Raw genomic sequence first — 16,512 nt, 5'->3', positions numbered from 1 at the left:
GGTGGAGCTGTCAGACCGGCTCGCCCGTGGCGTGCACGTTGTCCGTCGACGCGTCCGTCTCCTCGTCGAGGACCGCGGTGATCGGCTCGCCCGTGGCGTGGACGTTCTTCACGGTGACGGGTCCGATCGTGGCGTGCACGTTGTCCGGCGTCACGACGGGCTCGTCCGTGGCGTGGACGTTGTCGGTGCTGTTGTCGTCGCTCATGTCACTGGCTCCCCTGTTACGTGCGGTGATTGGGCTGGATCCGCCCGGCAACTCCCCCGAGAACTGCCGGACGGATCCTTGAGGCCGGTTCACCATAGAGCTCCGGCCGTTCGCCGTTCCGTCTGCCCCCCGACGCGACGGCCCGACACAGACGAGAGTGGCGGACCGCGATAAACGAACGATGAACGCCCGTGTCGAGGCGGTGGATCAGGCGCTGGATCCGGCGCCGGATCCGATGGTGGATCCGTCCGTGTCAGGCCGCGGCCGACGGTGCCAGCAGGCCCCTGACCTCGTCCGCCTCCGGCGCTCCCAGCGACTCGAAGAGGTCGAGGGCCTCGCGCCAGCACACCTGCGCGCGCCCGGGCTGCCCGATGCCGTTGAGACCGCGCCCCAGCACGGTGAGCACGTTGCCGCGCCGCCACTCGCCGCCGATGCCGCGCAGCAGCGTCAGGGCCGCCTCGGCGTTGACCGCGGCCTGGGCGGGCCGCCGGGCCGCCAGGTCGAGTTCGGCGAGCCGGAACAGGGTCATGCCCTCCCACAGGCGCTGCCGGCTGTCCCGGAACACCTGGAGCGCCTGGTTGAGGCACTCGGTCGCCTCGGCCAACTGGCCGCTCTGCGTGAGCGCGAGACCCAGCGCGTACCGGCCGTTGGCACCCCGCAGATCGTGCCCCATGTCGTCGTACATCGCCGTGCCCTGCTGGGCCAGCGCCACCGCGCTCGCCGTGCGCGAGGTGGCGAGGTGGATGCGCGAGAGGTTGCACAGGGCGCTCGCCTCGCCGGGGCGGTCCCCGAGGGCGCGGAAGCTCTCGATGGCGCGGGTGAAGTGGGCGGCGCCCTCGTCGTGCCGGTTCTGGTAGAGCGCGACCACTCCGCTGATGTTGGAGGACCAGCAGCCGGTGAGCGGATCGGCGGCCAGCGCGGCCAACTCCGTTGCCTGCTCGGCCTCCTGGAGCGCCACGTCGAACCGGGAGCCGGAGATGTGGTGCACGAAGGCGAGCAGCGTCAGCGCCCGCGCCTCCGTCCGCGGATCCGCGACCTTCCGCGCCGTGTTGCGCAGGAGTTCGGCGACGGCCTCGTACTCCTTGGAGTTGGTGCCCGACTCGGCCAGGTCGACCGCCGCCCACAGGACGTCCACGGCCCGCCGGAGTGTCCCCGCCCGCGCGGCCTGGCGGACGCAGGCCAGCAGGGAGACGGCCTCGGCGTACAGCCAGTCCTGCGCGGTGTGCCGGTCCGAGAACACGAGCCCCGGATGGTCGGTGTGCTCCAGGTGGTCCACCAGCCGGTCGCCGGGGCGCTCGATGAGGTAGACGCCCGAGACGGTGGCCAGGTAGAAGTCCAGCAACCGCGAGACGGCGGCGGCCGGTTCGTCCGGCGACCGCTCGTCGCGCTCGGCGCACGCACGCGCGTAGAGCCGCACCAGATCGTGGTACCGGTAGCGTCCGGGCGCCGCCGATTCGACAAGTGAGGTGTCCACGAGGGACTCCAGCAGGTCCTCTGTCTCCTCCACCGGAAGATTCAGCATCGCCGCGGCGGCCGCGAGGGAGATGTCAGGGCCGTCGGCGAGGCCCAGCAGGCGGAACGCCCGTGCCTGCGCCGGCTCCAACTGGCCGTAGCCCAGCTCGAATGTGGCCTTCACGGCGAGGTCGCCGGCCTGCAGTTCGTCCAACCGCCGCCGTTCGTCGGCCAGTTTGGCGGCGAGCACCGAGACCGTCCAGGTGCGCCGGGCCGCCAGCCGGGAGGCCGCGATCCGGATCGCCAGCGGCAGGAAGCCGCACGCGGCGACGACGTCGAGGGCGGATTCCCGTTCGGCCGCGACCCGTTCGGCGCCCACGATCCGCGTGAAGAGCTGGAGGGCCTCCTCGGGGGACATCACATCGAGGTCGATGAGATGGGCTCCCGCCAGGTCCACCATCCGCACCCGGGAGGTGACCAGCGCCGCGCAGCCCTCGGTGCCGGGCAGCAGGGGCCGTACCTGGGCCGCGTCCCGCGCGTTGTCCAGCAGCACCAGCACGCGGCGGCCGTCGAGCACCGACCGGTACAGCGCCGAGCGTTCCTCCAGGGAGTCCGGTATCGCGGCGTCCGCCGTGCCCAACGCCCGCAGGAACGCGCCGAGTACGGTCTCCGGTTCCGCCGCGCGGGAGCCCGCGCCCTGGAGATCGACGTACAACTGCCCGTCGGGGAAGGCGGACCGGGCCTGGTGGGCCACGTGCACCGCGAGGGTCGTCTTGCCGACGCCGCCGATGCCGGCCAGTGCCGACACCGCCATCACGCGGCCCTCGGCCGAGGCCAGCACCTCGCTCAGTTCCGATACGAAGGACACGCGGCCGGTGAAGTCCGGGACCGTCGCCGGGAGTTGGTGGGGGCGCAGCGGTGCCGGGGTCGTCTCCGGTGCGGGTGCGGAGGGTTCGGCGAGGCCCGGGTCGGCCTGGAGGATGCGCTGCTGGAGTTCGCGCAGGCCGGGGCGCGGGTCCACGCCCAGCTCGTCCGCGAGCAGCCGCCGGGTGTCCGCGTACACCGCGAGGGCCTCCGCCTGGCGGCCGGAGCGGTACAGCGCGAGCATCAGCAGTTCACGGAACCGTTCCCACAGCGGGTGGGCCGCCGTGAGCGCCGTCAGCTCGCTCACCGCCTCCGCGTGGCAGCCCTGCTCCAGGTCCATGTCCAGCCGGGACTCCAGGAGTTGGAGCCGCCACTCCTCCAGGCGGACCCGCTGCGTCTCCGCGTACGGACCCGGCAGCCCGGCCAGTGCCTCCCCGTCCCACAGCGCCAGCGCCCGCGCCAGCAGGTCCCGCGCGTGACGCACATCACCCGCGGACTTCGCCTTGTCCGCCTCGTTCGCCAGGTCCTGGGCCACCGCCGCGTCCAACGCGCCCTCGGGCAGGCCGCGTACGGCGTATCCGCCCGACTCGCTGACCAGGATCTCGGCGGCGTCCAGCGTCTTGCGCAGCCGGGACGCGTAGGTGCGCACCGCGGCCAGCGCCTGCGGCGGAGGGTCGTCACCCCACAGGGCGTCGATCAGCTCGCCGGCGGTCGCCGTCCGGCCCTCGCGCAGCAACAGCGCGGCCAGCAGGGCGCGTTGCTGAGGAGAGCCCGTGGGCAGCGAGACGGTGCCCCGCCAGGCACGTACCGGACCGAGCACGTCGAACCGCAGTGCCGTCGACTCTTCCGAGCCGGAGGCAGGGCGCCGCTGCTCCGGTACTCGCGGTCCACCGTCCATCGCCGTTCCCCCTAGGCAAGCCTGATAACTACGACAGTTTGCCTTGTCCGCAGCGGATGCGTCAGCTCTGGGAGACACCGCTCACAGGTGGCCGCGCGGGATATCACAAGGCTCTCACACGGCCTCCGCACAGTTCCGCACACAACCGAGCATCCCGTACCCGTATCAAGGTAGCTGACGGGTCGTCAGATCGGCGCTACCGTGAGCGCCATGGACACCCAGACCACCGCCCCGACCCCCCTTCCGCCGATCATCTCCGTCGACGACCACACCGTGGAGCCCGCCGACGTCTGGCAGCACCGGCTGCCCAAGAAGTACCTGGACACCGGCCCCCGTGTGGTCCGCGCGCCACTGAAGGAAATGACCTTCCTGGGCGGCCGGTTCAAGCCCGTCATGGGCGAGCCCGGCGACGACGGACCCATCGGCGACTGGTGGGTCTACGAGGACCTGCACCGCCCCCTCACCCGCCTCGACACCGCCGTCGGCTACAGCAGGGACGAGATCAAGCTCGAAGTCATCACTTACGAGCAGATGCGTCCGGGCTCCTTCGACGTCCCGGCCCGGCTCGCCGACATGGACGTCAACCACGTCCAGTCCGCGCTCTGTTTCCCCACCTTCCCGCGCTTCTGCGGCCAGACCTTCACCGAGGCCGCCGACCGCGAACTCGGCCTCCTCTGCGTCCGCGCCTACAACGACTGGATGGTGGAGGAGTGGTGCGGCCCCGACGCGCACGGCCGCCTCATACCGCTCCCCCTCATCCCGCTCTGGGACCCGGAGTTGGCCGCCGCGGAGGTCCGCCGCAACGCGGCCCGCGGCACCCGCGCCGTCGCCTTCTCCGAGATACCCCCGCACCTCGGCCTGCCCTCCATCCACACCGACGACTGGGACCCGTTCCTCGCCGCCTGCGCCGAGACCCAGACCGTCATCGCCATGCACATCGGCTCCAGCAGCCGGATGCCCTCCACCTCGGCGGACGCCCCGCCGGCCGTCGGCTCCACGATCACCTTCGCCAACTGCTGCTATTCCATGGTGGATTGGCTGATGAGCGGCAAGTTCGAACGCTTCCCCGAGCTCAAAGTCATGTACGCCGAGGGCCAGATCGGCTGGATCCCCTACATCCTGGAGCGCGCCGACGTGGTCTGGGAGGAGAACCGCGCCTGGGGCGGCGTCGCCGACAAGGTCCACCGCCCGCCGTCGGAACTGTTCACCGAGCACGTCTACGGCTGCTTCTTCGACGACGCGTTCGGGCTGCGCAACCTGGACGCCATCGGCGTCGGCAATGTGCTGTACGAGACCGACTACCCCCACTCGGACTCGACATGGCCCAAGTCCCGCGAGGTCGGCGAGGCACAGATGGGGCACCTGGCACCGGACGTGGTCGAGCGGATCGTAAGGGGCAACGCGATCGACCTGCTGGGCCTGACACCGGACGGCCTGTGGGAAGCGTCCGCATGAGCGGCCTCGTCTACGGCATCCAACTGCCCGTCCAGTCCCAGAGCACCATCTACGCCGAACCCTGGGAGGCCGACGCGGGCCCCGCCGACCTCGTGGAGATAGCCAGGGCCGCCGACCGGTCCGGCTTCGGCTACATCGCGAGCTGCGACCACGTGGGCGTCCCGCGCCGCCTCGCCGCCGCCATGAGCACGATCTGGTACGACCCCGTCGCCACCCTCTCCTACCTCGCGGGGGTCACCGAACACGTCCAACTCCTCAGCCATGTCGCGGTCGTGGGCCTGCGCCACCCCCTGATCAGCGCCAAGCAGTACGCCACCCTCGACCACCTGAGCGGGGGCCGGCTGCTCCTCGGGGTCGGCGCCGGGCACGTACAGGAGGAGTTCGAGGCGCTCGGGGTCGACTTCGAGCGCCGCGGGCCCGTCCTCGACGAGTCGATCGACGCCTTGCGCGCCGCCCTCGGCCCCGACGAATTCCCCGAGCACCACGGCAAGTTGTACGACTTCGAGGGGCTCGGGCAGCGGCCCCGTCCCGCGCAAGAACACGTCCCGCTCTGGGTCGGCGGGTCGTCGCCCGCCGCCGTACGCCGGGCCGCGCTCAAGGGCGACGGCTGGCTCCCGCAGGGCGACCCGCGCGCGAAGCTCCCCGCGCAGATCGAGCGGATCCGGCGACTGCGCGAAGAGGCGTCCATCCAGGAGCCGTTCGTGTTCGGGGCCATCACCGAGCCGCTGTACGTCGGCGCACCGGGGTGGGAGGTCGGGCGGCGCACGCTCACCGGCGCGCCCGAGGTCCTCGCCGAGTCGCTGCGGGCCTACGGCGCGATGGGCGTGGACCAGATACAGGTGCGGTTCCGCTGCCGCGACCGCGCCGAACTCACCGACCAGATAAGCGAGTTCGGGTCCGAGGTGGGGCCGCTGCTCTGATCACATGCTGTTTGAACATGATCACGGCCTGTTTGAACACGGTCACGCCGAGCCGCGTATGTATGGACGTACGGACGTCATGGCTCCGGCGGAAGGACCCCTCGCGTGCGATCCTCCCAGCGATTAGTGGTCGCTCTGGCCTCCGCCGGCCGCACCTGGCCGCACAAGGACTGGCCGCCCCCGGACGATCCGTACGTGAGCGGTGTCCTGCATGTCTCCCCGCCCTACGACGGGCTGGCGGAGACCACCGCGGACGTCGTCGTGCTGCACTGCGAGGACCCGGCCGTGTCCTTTCCGGGGCTGCTGGACGTGCTCCGCGCCCAGAGCGTCCCGACGCTCGTGGTCAGTCCGCGCCAGGACACCGAAGCGGTGGTCGAGGTGTTCCGGGCCGGGGCGGGCTATCTGGTCGAGGGCGACCACTGCCCCGAGATGATGTCCTCGGCGATGGTGGCGGCCACCGTCGGGCACACCTACCTCTCCCCGTCGGCCTGCGACGCCCTGCGGGAGGGGGCCCGGCGGATGGCCGCGACCGACGACACGATGCAGCGGCTGCGCGCGCTGCTCTCGCCCCGCGAGCAGCAGATCATGGAGCTGCTCTCGACCGGCCTGGGCGCACGGCAGATCGGGCAGCGACTACGGCTGAGCGAGAAGACCGTCCGCAACAACCTCAGCAACATCTACGCCAAGCTCGACGCCAGGAGCGGCACGGACGCGGTTCTGCGCTGGCTGGGAACCACGCCCGTGCTTCGCACCTGAGAACCTTCTAAGAGCGCCGGATCAGGGCGCCGGGATCTCCGTCAGCGGAATTTCCACATCGGTGACATCGGCGCCGCCCTCACCGAATCCGGGTTGTTCGTCCTGGAGGGCCTTCGTCGAGTTCAGTGTGCTGTCGGCCGCGGCGGTTCCGCATGTCACGTTCCGCAGCCAAAGGCGCCCGTCGGGCGTTCCGTTGTTCAGGATCTGCGGATAGAAGACGTGCACGGTCGCCGCCCCCTCGCTCGGCGCGAAGAACACCGTCTGGCCGTCCTGTGCCTCCTTGTACGTGGCCTTCAGGAATCCGCTCACATCGGTGCGCTTGGCGGACCACATGTAGAAGGCGGTGCTGTCCGCCTGCACGGTGTCCGTCCGGCTGAACGCCAGGGTGGTCGTCTTGTCGTCCCGCGTGATGTTGATGGTCGACGTGCTGAATTCCAGGCCGACTTCGAAGAGCGAGCTACCGAGTTTCGTGCCGGCCTCGGTGACGGTTCCCTCCTCGACCTGGAGGGTGCGCGTCACCGACGTACTGACGTTGAAGGTCTTCGTCGCGGTGCTCGTGGAACCGCAGTTGTCGCTCACCGGTGAGACGCGTTCGTTGGACCCGAGGCTGTTCGCCTTGAACTGGACGTCGACGAACTCGCAGTTGGCCAGTTTGTCCGAGTCCGCGGCACAGTCGGCGGTCACTTCGGACGGGGTGGCGGCACTCGCCTGGTTCATCAGCGGGACGATCACCGCGAGCGCGGCCACGGGGGCCAGCGCGAGGGTGATGCGCTTCTTCTTGCTCCGGTGGCTTCTGGCGCGGCCGGTCCGGGACATGGGTATCTCCTGGGGGGTATAAGTGAGTTGAGCTGCGGTTTCCTGCTGTACGGCCGGTGGCTCAGCAGTCCTCCAGGACCGCCTTGGAGGTGCCGTCCACGACACCGGGGGCGCCCGCGGCGCCCGGCAGGACGACCGGTCCCTCGACGACGTCCGGTGCCACGAAGTTCTGTTCGGGAGAGGGGTTTACGGCGAAGCTGCCGGGATCGGCGTCGATGCGCACCCGCCATTCGCCGGTCATGCGCTGCAACTTCGGCGTGAACTCCATGTGGAGCACCTTGCCGACCGGCACGTCCCGCGCTTCCGTGTCGCCGGCGGTCGCCGACTTCACGGTCATGTCCAGGGTCCCTTTGTGCTTGGCCCAGGACCCGCTCAGGAATCCGAACAGGCCACCGCCGCCGCCCTGTTGGGTGGAGACGTACTTTCCCTGGCCGTGGGCCGCGGTCGACGACCAGGTGATGGAGACCTTCGCCGGATCGGTGGCGTTCGGCTCGCAGTTCGGGAAGTCGATGGAGGCCTTTTCGGTGGGTCCGTCGAAGGTCTCGAAGTTCGTCTCGACGAAATCGCAGTTGTCGGCCTGGAAGCCGTCCGCGAAGGCGCCGCCGAAATCCTCCACCGTCCGTTGCTCGCCATTGACCACCGCGGACCTCTCGCACATGGTCATGATCTGGTCCGGCGTCTTGGCGTCGGCCGCGTTCGCCGACGGCAGCAGGGCGACGATCGCTCCGCCGGTGGCGAGTGCCGCGCCGATCGCCACGTACCTGACTTTCCTGTTGCGCAATCTCCGCTTTGCCATGGTCGGCATTGTTGAAGCCAAGCGGAGGTATGGCCAGAGTCAAATGTCCCTACTCCACGGTCACTTCAAGTGTGCTTGTGCAATCCCGCGGTCTTCATCTGACGCTTCGTCAGATGCGGCGGTACGATGACCTGCATCCACCGATCCCGAGGAGGCCCGCATGGGCAAGCTGGACGGGCGTGTCGTTCTGGTCACCGGAGCGGCGCGCGGGCAGGGGGAGCAGGAGGCGCGGCTGTTCGCGGCGGAGGGTGCGAGCGTCGTCGTGGCGGATGTGCTGGATGAGCAAGGGGAGCCGCTGGCCAAGGAGTTGGGCGCGTCCTATGTCCATCTCGACGTCGGTGAGGAGGCGGACTGGGGGGCCGCCGTGGCGGCGACCAAGGCGGCGTACGGGCGGATCGACGGGCTGGTCAACAACGCGGGGATCCTGCGGTTCAACTCCCTTGTGGACACGCCCCTCGAGGAGTTCATGCAGGTCGTGCGGGTCAACCAGGTCGGCTGCTTCCTCGGGATCAAGACCGTGGCGGCGGCGATGGAGGACGGCGGCACGATCGTCAACACCGCGTCGTACACGGCGGTGACGGGGATGGCGGCCGTGGGGACGTACACCGCCACCAAGCACGCCATCCTCGGGCTCACCCGGGTCGCCGCGCTGGAGCTGGCGAGCCGGCGGATCCGGGTCAACGCCGTCTGTCCCGGGGCCGTGGACACCGCGATGTCCAACCCGTCGCGGCTCGACCCGGACGCTGATCCGGAGGAGATGACCCGGGCCCTGGACGAGCTGTACCGCAAGCTCGTGCCGCTCGGGCGGATCGGGCGGGCCGACGAGGTGGCGCGGCTCGCGCTGTTCCTGACGTCGGACGACTCCTCGTACATCACCGGGCAGCCGTTCGTGATCGACGGGGGCTGGCTGGCGGGGGTCAGTGTCATCTGACGTCGTCCGACGCCATCTCCTGTCATCTGACGGGGCGTCATCTATTGACGAATCTGACGCTACGTCAGAAAGTCGTAGCACTCATAGGGACCACCTGGACTTGGGACGGTGAACCTCCTTGGAATTCGGGCTCTTTGTACAGGGATACGTGGGCAAGCGTGCCGAAACGGACCCGCTGGCCGAGCACAAGGCGCTGATGGAGGAGACCGAGTACGTCATCCAGGCGGACAAGTCCGGGTTCAAGTACGCCTGGGCGTCCGAGCACCACTTCCTGGAGGAGTACTCGCACCTCTCTGCCAACGACGTCTTCCTCGGCTATCTCGCCCACGCGACGGAACGCATCCACCTGGGGTCGGGGATCTTCAACCCCCTCGCCCAGGTCAACCACCCGGTGAAGGTCGCCGAGAAGGTCGCCATGCTCGACCATCTCTCCAACAACCGCTTCGAGTTCGGCAGCGGGCGGGGTGCGGGCAGCCACGAGATTCTCGGGTTCATACCCGGCGTCACCGACATGAACTACACCAAGGAGATCTGGGAAGAGACCATCGCCGAGTTCCCCAAGATGTGGCTCCAGGACGAGTACGTCGGCTTCCAGGGCAAGCACTGGCAGTTGCCGCCGCGGAAGATCCTGCCCAAGCCGTACGGGAAGGCGCACCCGGCGATGTGGTACGCCGCCGGGTCGCCTCCGTCGTACGCCATGGCCGCGCGGAAGGGGCTCGGCGTCCTCGGGTTCAGCATCCAGAAGGTGTCCGACATGGAGTGGGTGCTGGAGCAGTACAAGACGGCGATCGTGAACGCGGAGCCGGTGGGGGCGTTCGTCAACGACAACGTGATGGTGACGACCACGGCGATCTGTGCGCCTACGCACGACGAGGCGATCCGGATCGCTTGCAGTGGTGGGCTGCACTATCTGCCCTCGCTGGTGTTCCGGTACCACGACACGTTTCCCCGGCCTGAGGGGTTTCCGGTGTGGCCGGAGACCTTGCCGGAGTACACGCCGGAGTTTGTCGAACTCCTCGTGGAGGAGGAGCTGTTGATCTGTGGGGATCCGGATGAGGTGCTCACTCAGTGCAAGCGGTGGGAGCAGGCGGGGGCGGATCAGTTGAGCTTCGGGTTGCCGGTGGGGGTGCCGAAGGAGGAGACGTTGCAGACGATTCGGTTGATCGGGGAGCACGTGGTTCCGAAGATCGATACGGATCCTGTGCACCGGACTACGCGGTTCCGTCAGGCGGCTTGAGGTCTCGTCGCGGGGTGCGGGTGCGTGGGGGCTGGTCGCGCCCACGCGGCGGTAGCCGCAAATCGATACCGCCCCGCGCCCCTAAAAAGCAGGTCGGTCAGCGCATCGCATGCTTGAGGAGGCAAGGCTCGTGCTCGATCACGTCATCAAAGGGGCGACGGTTGTTGACGGGACCGGCTCGCCCGCATTCGTCGCCGACGTCGGTATACGGGATGGTCGGATTGCCTTGATCGGTACGGTGGTTGAGGAATCCCGTACCAGCGAGGACGCGCACGGTCTCGTTCTCGCGCCCGGGTTCGTGGACCCCCATACCCACTACGACGCCCAGCTCTTCTGGGACCCGTACGCGACGCCCTCCCTCAATCACGGGGTGACGACCGTCGCCGCCGGGAACTGTGGGTTCACGCTCGCGCCGTTGAAGCCGGGGGACGCCGACTACACGCGTCGGATGATGTCCAAGGTCGAGGGGATGTCGCTGGTCGCGCTGGAGGAGGGGGCGCCCTGGAGCTGGCGTGGGTTCGGGGAGTATCTGGACGCGCTGGAAGGGCGGATCGCCGTCAACGCCGGGTTCATGGTCGGGCACTGTGCCCTGCGCCGGTACGTGATGGGGCCGGACGCGGTCGGCGGGCAGCCCAGTGAGGAGCAACTCGCCGAGATCGTACGGCTGTTGCACGATGCCATGGACGCGGGTGCCTGGGGTTTCTCCACCACCCAGTCCTCCACGCACTCGGACGGCGACGGACAGCCGGTCGCCTCCCGGCACGCCCGCCCGGAGGAACTGCTGGCCCTCTCACGGGCCGTCGGGGAGCACGAAGGGACGCAGATCGAGGCGATCGTCGCCGGGTGTCTGGATCAGTTCAGTGACGCCGAGATCGATCTGTTCGTCGACATGAGTGCGGTGGCGGGGCGGCCGTTGAACTGGAACGTGTTGACCATCGACGCCGCCGTTCCCGAACGCGTGCCCCGGCAGTTGTTCGCGAGTGAGCGGGCGCGGAAGGCCGGGGGCCGGGTCGTCGCGCTGACCATGCCGATCCTCACGCCGATGAACATGTCCCTCGGCACCTTCTGCGCGCTGAACCTGATACCCGGGTGGGGGCCGATCCTGAGCCTCCCCGTGCCGGAGCGGATCGCCAAGTTGCGGGAGCCCGACGTACGGGCCGAGATGCTGCGGAGCGCCAACAGCAAGGAGGCGGGCGTCTTCCGGCGGCTCGCGAACTTCGGGCGGTATGTGATCGGGGATACGTACAGCGCGGCCAACGAGGGGCTCACCGGTCGGGTGGTGAAGGACATCGCCGCCGAGCGCGGGCAGGAGCCCTTCGAGTGTCTGGTCGAGATCTGTGCGGCCGACGAGTTGCGGACGGTGTTGTGGCCGATGCCCTCCGACAACGATCCGGCCTCCTGGGCGCTGCGCGCCGAGACCTGGCAGCACGAGGACGTCCTGCTCGGTGGGTCCGACGCGGGGGCGCATCTGGACCGGATGTGCGGGGCGCCGTACACGACGCGGTTCATCGGGGACTGTCTGCGCGGGCGGAAGCTGGTGGGGCTTGAGCAGGCGGTGAAGATGCTGACCGATGATCCGGCTCGGTTGTTCGGGCTGCGGGAACGCGGTCGGTTGCGGGAGGGGTGGCATGCGGACCTGGTGCTCTTCGACCCGGAACGGATCGACGCCGGCAAGGCCACCCTGGTGCACGACCTGCCGGGTGACAGTCCGCGCCTGGACTCCAAGGCGATCGGCATAACCGCCGTATGGGTCAACGGGGTTGAGGCCCTCCGGGGCGACGTGGTGAGCGGGTCCGTGCCGGGGCGGGTGCTGCGGTCGGGGCGGGACACCAGGACGGTGAGCACCAGGTGAGTTCCCCGGGCGGTTCTCAAGTGGCCGACGGTCAGCGGTTGTTCGTCGGTGGGGAGTGGGTCGAGCCCGACGGTGGGCACTACGCCGTGGTCGATCCCGCCACCGAGGAGACCGTGGGATGGGCGCCGGAGGCCTCGCGGGCGCAGGTGTTCGCCGCTGCCGCCGCCGCCCGGGAGGCCTTCGGGACGTGGTCGCGTACGCCGGCCGAGGAGCGCGCGGCGATCCTGGGGCGGGCGGCGGACCTCGTCCGTGGCCGACTGGTGCCGTACGCCGAACTCGCCCAGGCGGAGACCGGTGCCACGACCGGGACCGCGCGGGGCATGCAAGTGGGCGTGGCCGCCGCCCGGTTCCGGCGGTACGCGACCGTGGAACCGGCCGAGTGGGCGATCCCGCCGCAGGTCAACGAGGCCGGGCCGTTCGGGCGGGCGGCCGTCATGGGCGCGCTCGCCGTACGGCAGCCGGTCGGCGTCGTCACCTGCATCACGTCGTACAACAACCCCTGGGCGAACCCCGCCGGGAAGATCGCCCCCGCCCTCGCCATGGGCAACACGGTGGTCGTGAAACCGGCCCCGCAGGATCCGTTGTCCGTCTACCGGATGGCGGAGGCGCTGGAGGCGGCCGGGGTGCCACGCGGGGTCGTGAACGTGGTCAACGGACAGGCGGTGGAGGTCGGGGAGGCGGCCGTGGAGTCGCCGGACGTCGACATGGTCAGCTTCACCGGGTCCACGGCCGTCGGGCAGCGGATCGCCGAGGTGTGCGGGCGGGACATGAAGCGGCAGTTGATGGAACTGGGCGGGAAGGGGGCGGCCGTCGTCTTCGACGACGCGGACCTCGCCGCCGCCGTGTCCGGGATCGGTACGACCTTCTCCTTCTACAGCGGACAGATCTGTACGGCGCCGACTCGGGTGCTGGCCCAACGGGGCGTGTATGACCGTCTGGTCGAGCAACTGGGCGTGTACGCGGGCCGGTTGAAGGTCGGGGACCCGCGTTCGCCGGAGACGGTGGTCGGGCCGGTGATCTCGGCGTCCCACCGGGAGCGCGTCGAGTCGTACGTCGAACTGGGCCGGAAGGAAGGGGCGGTGGTCGTCGCGGGCGGCGAACGGCCGTCCGACGGGCCGGGGTTCCATGTCGCCCCCACCGTCCTGGCCGACTGCACCGCCGAGATGCGGGTCGTCCGTGAGGAGATCTTCGGGCCCGTCGTCGTGGTCGTCCCCTTCGACGAGGAGGAGGAGGGCATCGCCCTCGCCAACGACAGCGACTACGGCCTCATCGACTACGTCTGGTCCGCGGACGTGGCCCGCGCCTTCCGGGTGGCCCGGCTGCTGCGGGCCGGCGGGGTGGGGGTCAACACCGTGGGCCGCAACATGGAGGCGCCGTTCGGCGGGTTCAAGAAGAGCGGGGTCGGACGGGACGTGGGGTCGTACGCGCTGCACGCGTACAGCGAGGTGCAGGCGATCGTGTGGCCCGGGTGAGACCAGGTCTCCCGTAGTTCCGTCCGTTCCCTCGGCCTCAGTCCCGCAGATCCACCCGTACCGTCAGCAGGCTCGACCCCATCGCCTTCACCGCCGTGCTGTTGAAGCGGGGCAGGGTGCGCAGGCGGGCCTGCGGGTCGTCGTCGGGGAGGAGGTGGGCCGTGCCGGTGTGCCAGCGACCCATGATGCGGACCCGGACCTCCGGGTTCGCCTTGATGTTGCGGACGTAGTGGGAGAGTTCGCCGAACTCCGAGACCAGCCAGAAGGTGTTGCCGACCCGGCGGCCGCCGAGCGGGGTGCGGCGGGGCCGGCCGGAGACGCGGCCGGTGGTCTCCAGGACGGTCTGGGTGGGGAGGCGGCGGGTGACCGAGTTCAGCACGCGTTGGATTCGCGTGACATTGCGGTACTTGGTCTCGGGAGTGCTCGGCATCGGTTTCCGGATCTCCTGTCGGCTGGCTGCGTCCGTGGACTTCAATGATCCCGTGCGTATCGTGACGTGGAACCTGTGGTGGCGGTACGGGCCCTGGGAGGCCCGGCAGAAGGCGATTCTCGCCGTGTTGCGGGAGCTCGAGCCCGATGTGGTCGGGTTGCAGGAGGTGTGGGACGCCGACGGTGCGAATCTCGCCGCGTGGCTTGCCGGGGAACTCGGTATGCACTGGACCTGGGGAGCCTCCCACGACCCCGGGTTCTGGCAGCGGCGACTCGGCGACCCGACCGTCGGTATCGGCAACGCCGTCCTCAGCCGTTGGCCCGTCGCCGAGCGGGCCGTACTGCCGCTGCCGGCCGGGGCCGGAGACGGCGGCCGGACCGCTTTGTACGCGGGGCTGGACGCGCCGGGGTACCGCGTCCCCTTCTTCACCGCCCACCTCTCCTCCGCCGTCGAGGCCTCGGCCGTACGGTGCCAACAGGTCACAGCGCTCGCGGAGTTCGTCGCCGCCCACCGTGGTGACGGGCCCTTCCCGGCCGTCGTCACCGGCGACTTCAACGCCTGGCCGGACTCGGACGAGGTCCGGCTGTTCGGCGGGTACCGGACGGCACCGGCCGTGCCCGGCCAAGTCCTCATGGACGCTTGGGACTTCGCCGGGCCGGGGGCCCCTTCGGTCACCTGGGACCTCGCGAACCCGTACGTGGCGGGCACGTTCGGGCCCGGCGTCCGTATCGACTACGTCTTCGTGGAGCCGATGGAGCGGGGCGCGCCCGGGCACATACGGGGCGTACGGCGGGCGGGGGACGGGCCGGTCGACGGGGTGTGGCCGACCGACCACGCGGCCGTCGTCGTGGACCTGAGCGCCTAGTTCACCGGTTCACCGCTTGGCTTCGCCCAGGAAGATCGGGTTCGTGAACGCCGCCAGCGCCCCCGGTACCGTTCCCGCCGCCGTCTCGTGCCTCAACTCGGCCCGTACGTACGCCGCGTAGGACGCCGTCGTGTGCCACTCCACGGTCCCCGCCCCGGAGACGGACAGCGGATCGCTGGTGAACAGGACCCCCTGGTCGGTCACGAAGCGGACGGTGCAGCGCGGGGCGCCGGTGGCTTCCAGCCGTAGCGTGACCGGGGTGTCCGCGTCGACGCTCAACCGCTCGCCGATTCCCGCGTGTTGGGCCCGGCCGCCGGACGCGGTGAAGGTGAGGGAGAGGTTCTTGGACTCGGAGACGTAGGAACGGCCCGCGCGGATACCGTCCTGGATCGCCTCCCGCGTCAGGTCCTCGGCCAGCACGACGGTCTGGGGCAGACCGACCGCGTCCGGGTCGCGATGGGCGTCGCTGTTGCCCATGGCCGGAAGCCACTCCCGCTCTTCTTTCACGGCTGCCACCAGCGTCGCGTCCCAGGAGGCCAGGGCGACCTCGTCGTCCGGCGTGTACGGCCCGTTCCACACCTCGACGGCGTCCGCCTCGCCGAAGCCGAACTTCCAGGCGCAGCCGATGCAGGTGGCGTGCGGATGGGCGGGCACGACCAGGCCGCCGGCCCGGCGGATCTCACGGGCGAACCGTCCGAAACGGTTGTCGCGCGCCCGGTAACGCCAGTCGACGAAGGTGCCGGGCTCGGTGCCGAGGGCGACGACGTGACCGTTGCGCGTCGTCACCTCCTCACCCAGCATGATCAGCAGGTCGTCGCCCGCTTCCGGGGCCCAATGGGGGTGCGAGGACTGGGTGTTGTGGTCGGAGGAGTTGATGAAGTCCAGGCCCGCCGCCCGCGCCAGCGCCGCGATCTCGGCGGGGGTGCGGCGCCCGTCCGAGTACCAGGAGTGCAGATGGCAGTCACCCCGGTACCAGGCCCGCCCGCGCCCCTTCGCCCGCTCCGGCGGATACACCGGCCGCGGCGCGACACCCGGTTCGCCGTAGGTGAGCGTGATCGTGAGCTCGTACGACAGCCCCTGCGGGGACACCGTGTACGGGCCCAGCGCGATGTGCCAGACGCCGGCGTGCACCGGGCCGGGGAGATAACCGGGCGTCGCGTCGTCCACCCGGAGGAAGAACTCCGAGCGCGCCCCGCCCGACCAGCCGCGGAAACCCCGGCCGCCCAGGTCCGTGCCGTGCTGGTCGAAGATGCCGATGTCGAGCGCGTTGCCCTGGGTGCCGGCCGGCACGGACGGCTTGTCGTACGTGTACGCCACCTTGATCTCGGCGACCCCCGTGGGGACCTCGACCGGCACATACACATAGTCGGGCGAACCGGTCGGGAGCGTGCCCCGTACCGTCCGCGTCTCCTGGGCGCCGCTCGCCGGGGTCGCCGCACCGCTCGCGAAGGTCACGCTTCCCAACGTAAGCGCGGCGGTGGCGCCCGTCACGAACAGAGCGCGCCGATTGATGCCGTTTCCGTGATCGTCGTCGCACATGCTGCTGCTCCCGAGGTGTCGACA

Annotated in this window: 14 protein-coding genes; 8 read left to right on the top strand and 6 right to left on the bottom strand. The window is 70.0% G+C overall.

The features are described from left to right. Positions 1-10: 10 nt before the first annotated feature. Together OG223_RS23180 and OG223_RS23175 are read right to left on the bottom strand one after the other, a co-directional pair. A complete protein-coding gene (locus OG223_RS23180; protein WP_329251813.1) occupies positions 11-205 on the bottom strand; it encodes a hypothetical protein in 195 nt (64 codons plus the stop codon). Positions 206-458: 253 nt separating this feature from the next. Continuing rightward, positions 459-3,419, bottom strand: a complete 2,961-nt coding sequence (locus OG223_RS23175) for an AfsR/SARP family transcriptional regulator (RefSeq protein ID WP_329251810.1) — start codon at positions 3,417-3,419, stop codon at positions 459-461. Positions 3,420-3,620: 201 nt separating this feature from the next. Between OG223_RS23175 and OG223_RS23170 the strand changes: the two genes are divergently transcribed. From OG223_RS23170 to OG223_RS23160, 3 genes are all read left to right on the top strand, one after another. Further along, the gene (locus tag OG223_RS23170) at positions 3,621-4,874 is read left to right on the top strand and encodes an amidohydrolase family protein (RefSeq protein WP_443073733.1); all 1,254 of its coding nucleotides are present in this window, start codon (positions 3,621-3,623) and stop codon (positions 4,872-4,874) included. After that, the gene (locus tag OG223_RS23165; protein WP_329251804.1) at positions 4,871-5,794 is read left to right on the top strand and encodes an LLM class F420-dependent oxidoreductase; all 924 of its coding nucleotides are present in this window, start codon (positions 4,871-4,873) and stop codon (positions 5,792-5,794) included. The genes OG223_RS23170 and OG223_RS23165 overlap by 4 nt, the downstream gene beginning before the upstream one ends. A 105-nt stretch (positions 5,795-5,899) precedes the next feature. Further along, on the top strand, positions 5,900-6,550 hold the full coding sequence (locus OG223_RS23160) for a response regulator transcription factor (protein WP_329251801.1): 651 nt from the start codon (positions 5,900-5,902) through the stop codon (positions 6,548-6,550). A 21-nt stretch (positions 6,551-6,571) separates the two neighbouring features. Here OG223_RS23160 and OG223_RS23155 read toward each other — a convergent pair whose 3' ends face one another. Both OG223_RS23155 and OG223_RS23150 read right to left on the bottom strand, forming a co-directional pair. After that, entirely contained in the window at positions 6,572-7,366 is a 795-nt protein-coding gene (locus OG223_RS23155; RefSeq protein WP_329251798.1) for a hypothetical protein, read from the bottom strand. A gap of 61 nt (positions 7,367-7,427) precedes the next feature. Then, positions 7,428-8,162: a hypothetical protein gene (locus tag OG223_RS23150; protein ID WP_329251795.1), complete on the bottom strand. Its 735-nt coding sequence runs from the start codon at positions 8,160-8,162 to the stop codon at positions 7,428-7,430. A 160-nt stretch (positions 8,163-8,322) separates the two neighbouring features. Between OG223_RS23150 and OG223_RS23145 the strand changes: the two genes are divergently transcribed. The 4 genes from OG223_RS23145 to OG223_RS23130 all read left to right on the top strand — a co-directional run bounded on the left by OG223_RS23145 (position 8,323) and on the right by OG223_RS23130 (position 13,654). After that, positions 8,323-9,093, top strand: a complete 771-nt coding sequence (locus tag OG223_RS23145; protein WP_329251792.1) for an SDR family NAD(P)-dependent oxidoreductase — start codon at positions 8,323-8,325, stop codon at positions 9,091-9,093. A 118-nt stretch (positions 9,094-9,211) separates the two neighbouring features. Continuing rightward, entirely contained in the window at positions 9,212-10,330 is a 1,119-nt protein-coding gene (locus tag OG223_RS23140; RefSeq protein ID WP_329251789.1) for an LLM class flavin-dependent oxidoreductase, read from the top strand. Positions 10,331-10,460: 130 nt separating this feature from the next. Beyond that, entirely contained in the window at positions 10,461-12,182 is a 1,722-nt protein-coding gene (locus tag OG223_RS23135) for an N-acyl-D-amino-acid deacylase family protein (protein ID WP_329251786.1), read from the top strand. Between the two features lie 20 nt (positions 12,183-12,202). Beyond that, complete coding sequence (locus tag OG223_RS23130) at positions 12,203-13,654, top strand: aldehyde dehydrogenase family protein (RefSeq protein ID WP_329251783.1); 1,452 nt, start codon at positions 12,203-12,205, stop codon at positions 13,652-13,654. A 37-nt stretch (positions 13,655-13,691) separates the two neighbouring features. Here the strand turns inward: OG223_RS23130 and OG223_RS23125 are convergent, their stop codons facing one another. Then, a complete protein-coding gene (locus tag OG223_RS23125; protein ID WP_329251781.1) occupies positions 13,692-14,084 on the bottom strand; it encodes a nitroreductase/quinone reductase family protein in 393 nt (130 codons plus the stop codon). A 52-nt stretch (positions 14,085-14,136) separates the two neighbouring features. Here OG223_RS23125 and OG223_RS23120 point away from each other — a divergent pair, with 52 nt between their 5' ends. Beyond that, on the top strand, positions 14,137-14,949 hold the full coding sequence (locus OG223_RS23120; protein WP_329251777.1) for an endonuclease/exonuclease/phosphatase family protein: 813 nt from the start codon (positions 14,137-14,139) through the stop codon (positions 14,947-14,949). Positions 14,950-14,958: 9 nt separating this feature from the next. On the opposite strand, the gene OG223_RS23115 is transcribed toward OG223_RS23120, so the two are convergent. After that, positions 14,959-16,488 (bottom strand): CehA/McbA family metallohydrolase, encoded by a 1,530-nt coding sequence (locus OG223_RS23115; protein WP_329251774.1) that lies wholly within the window; start codon positions 16,486-16,488, stop codon positions 14,959-14,961. Positions 16,489-16,512 lie beyond the last annotated feature (24 nt).

This window comes from Streptomyces sp. NBC_01478, from assembly GCF_036227225.1.
Lineage (GTDB): Bacteria > Actinomycetota > Actinomycetes > Streptomycetales > Streptomycetaceae > Streptomyces.
Note: the sequence above shows the minus strand (reverse complement) of the source record. Positions and strands in the feature narration are given on the sequence as shown.

Coding starts and splice junctions, on each gene's coding strand:
- OG223_RS23180 (WP_329251813.1), bottom strand. CDS start 205: ATGAGCGACGACAACAGCACCGACAACGTCCACGCCACGGACGAGCCC.
- OG223_RS23175 (WP_329251810.1), bottom strand. CDS start 3,419: ATGGACGGTGGACCGCGAGTACCGGAGCAGCGGCGCCCTGCCTCCGGC.
- OG223_RS23165 (WP_329251804.1), top strand. CDS start 4,871: ATGAGCGGCCTCGTCTACGGCATCCAACTGCCCGTCCAGTCCCAGAGC.
- OG223_RS23155 (WP_329251798.1), bottom strand. CDS start 7,366: ATGTCCCGGACCGGCCGCGCCAGAAGCCACCGGAGCAAGAAGAAGCGC.
- OG223_RS23150 (WP_329251795.1), bottom strand. CDS start 8,162: ATGGCAAAGCGGAGATTGCGCAACAGGAAAGTCAGGTACGTGGCGATC.
- OG223_RS23145 (WP_329251792.1), top strand. CDS start 8,323: ATGGGCAAGCTGGACGGGCGTGTCGTTCTGGTCACCGGAGCGGCGCGC.
- OG223_RS23125 (WP_329251781.1), bottom strand. CDS start 14,084: ATGCCGAGCACTCCCGAGACCAAGTACCGCAATGTCACGCGAATCCAA.
- OG223_RS23115 (WP_329251774.1), bottom strand. CDS start 16,488: ATGTGCGACGACGATCACGGAAACGGCATCAATCGGCGCGCTCTGTTC.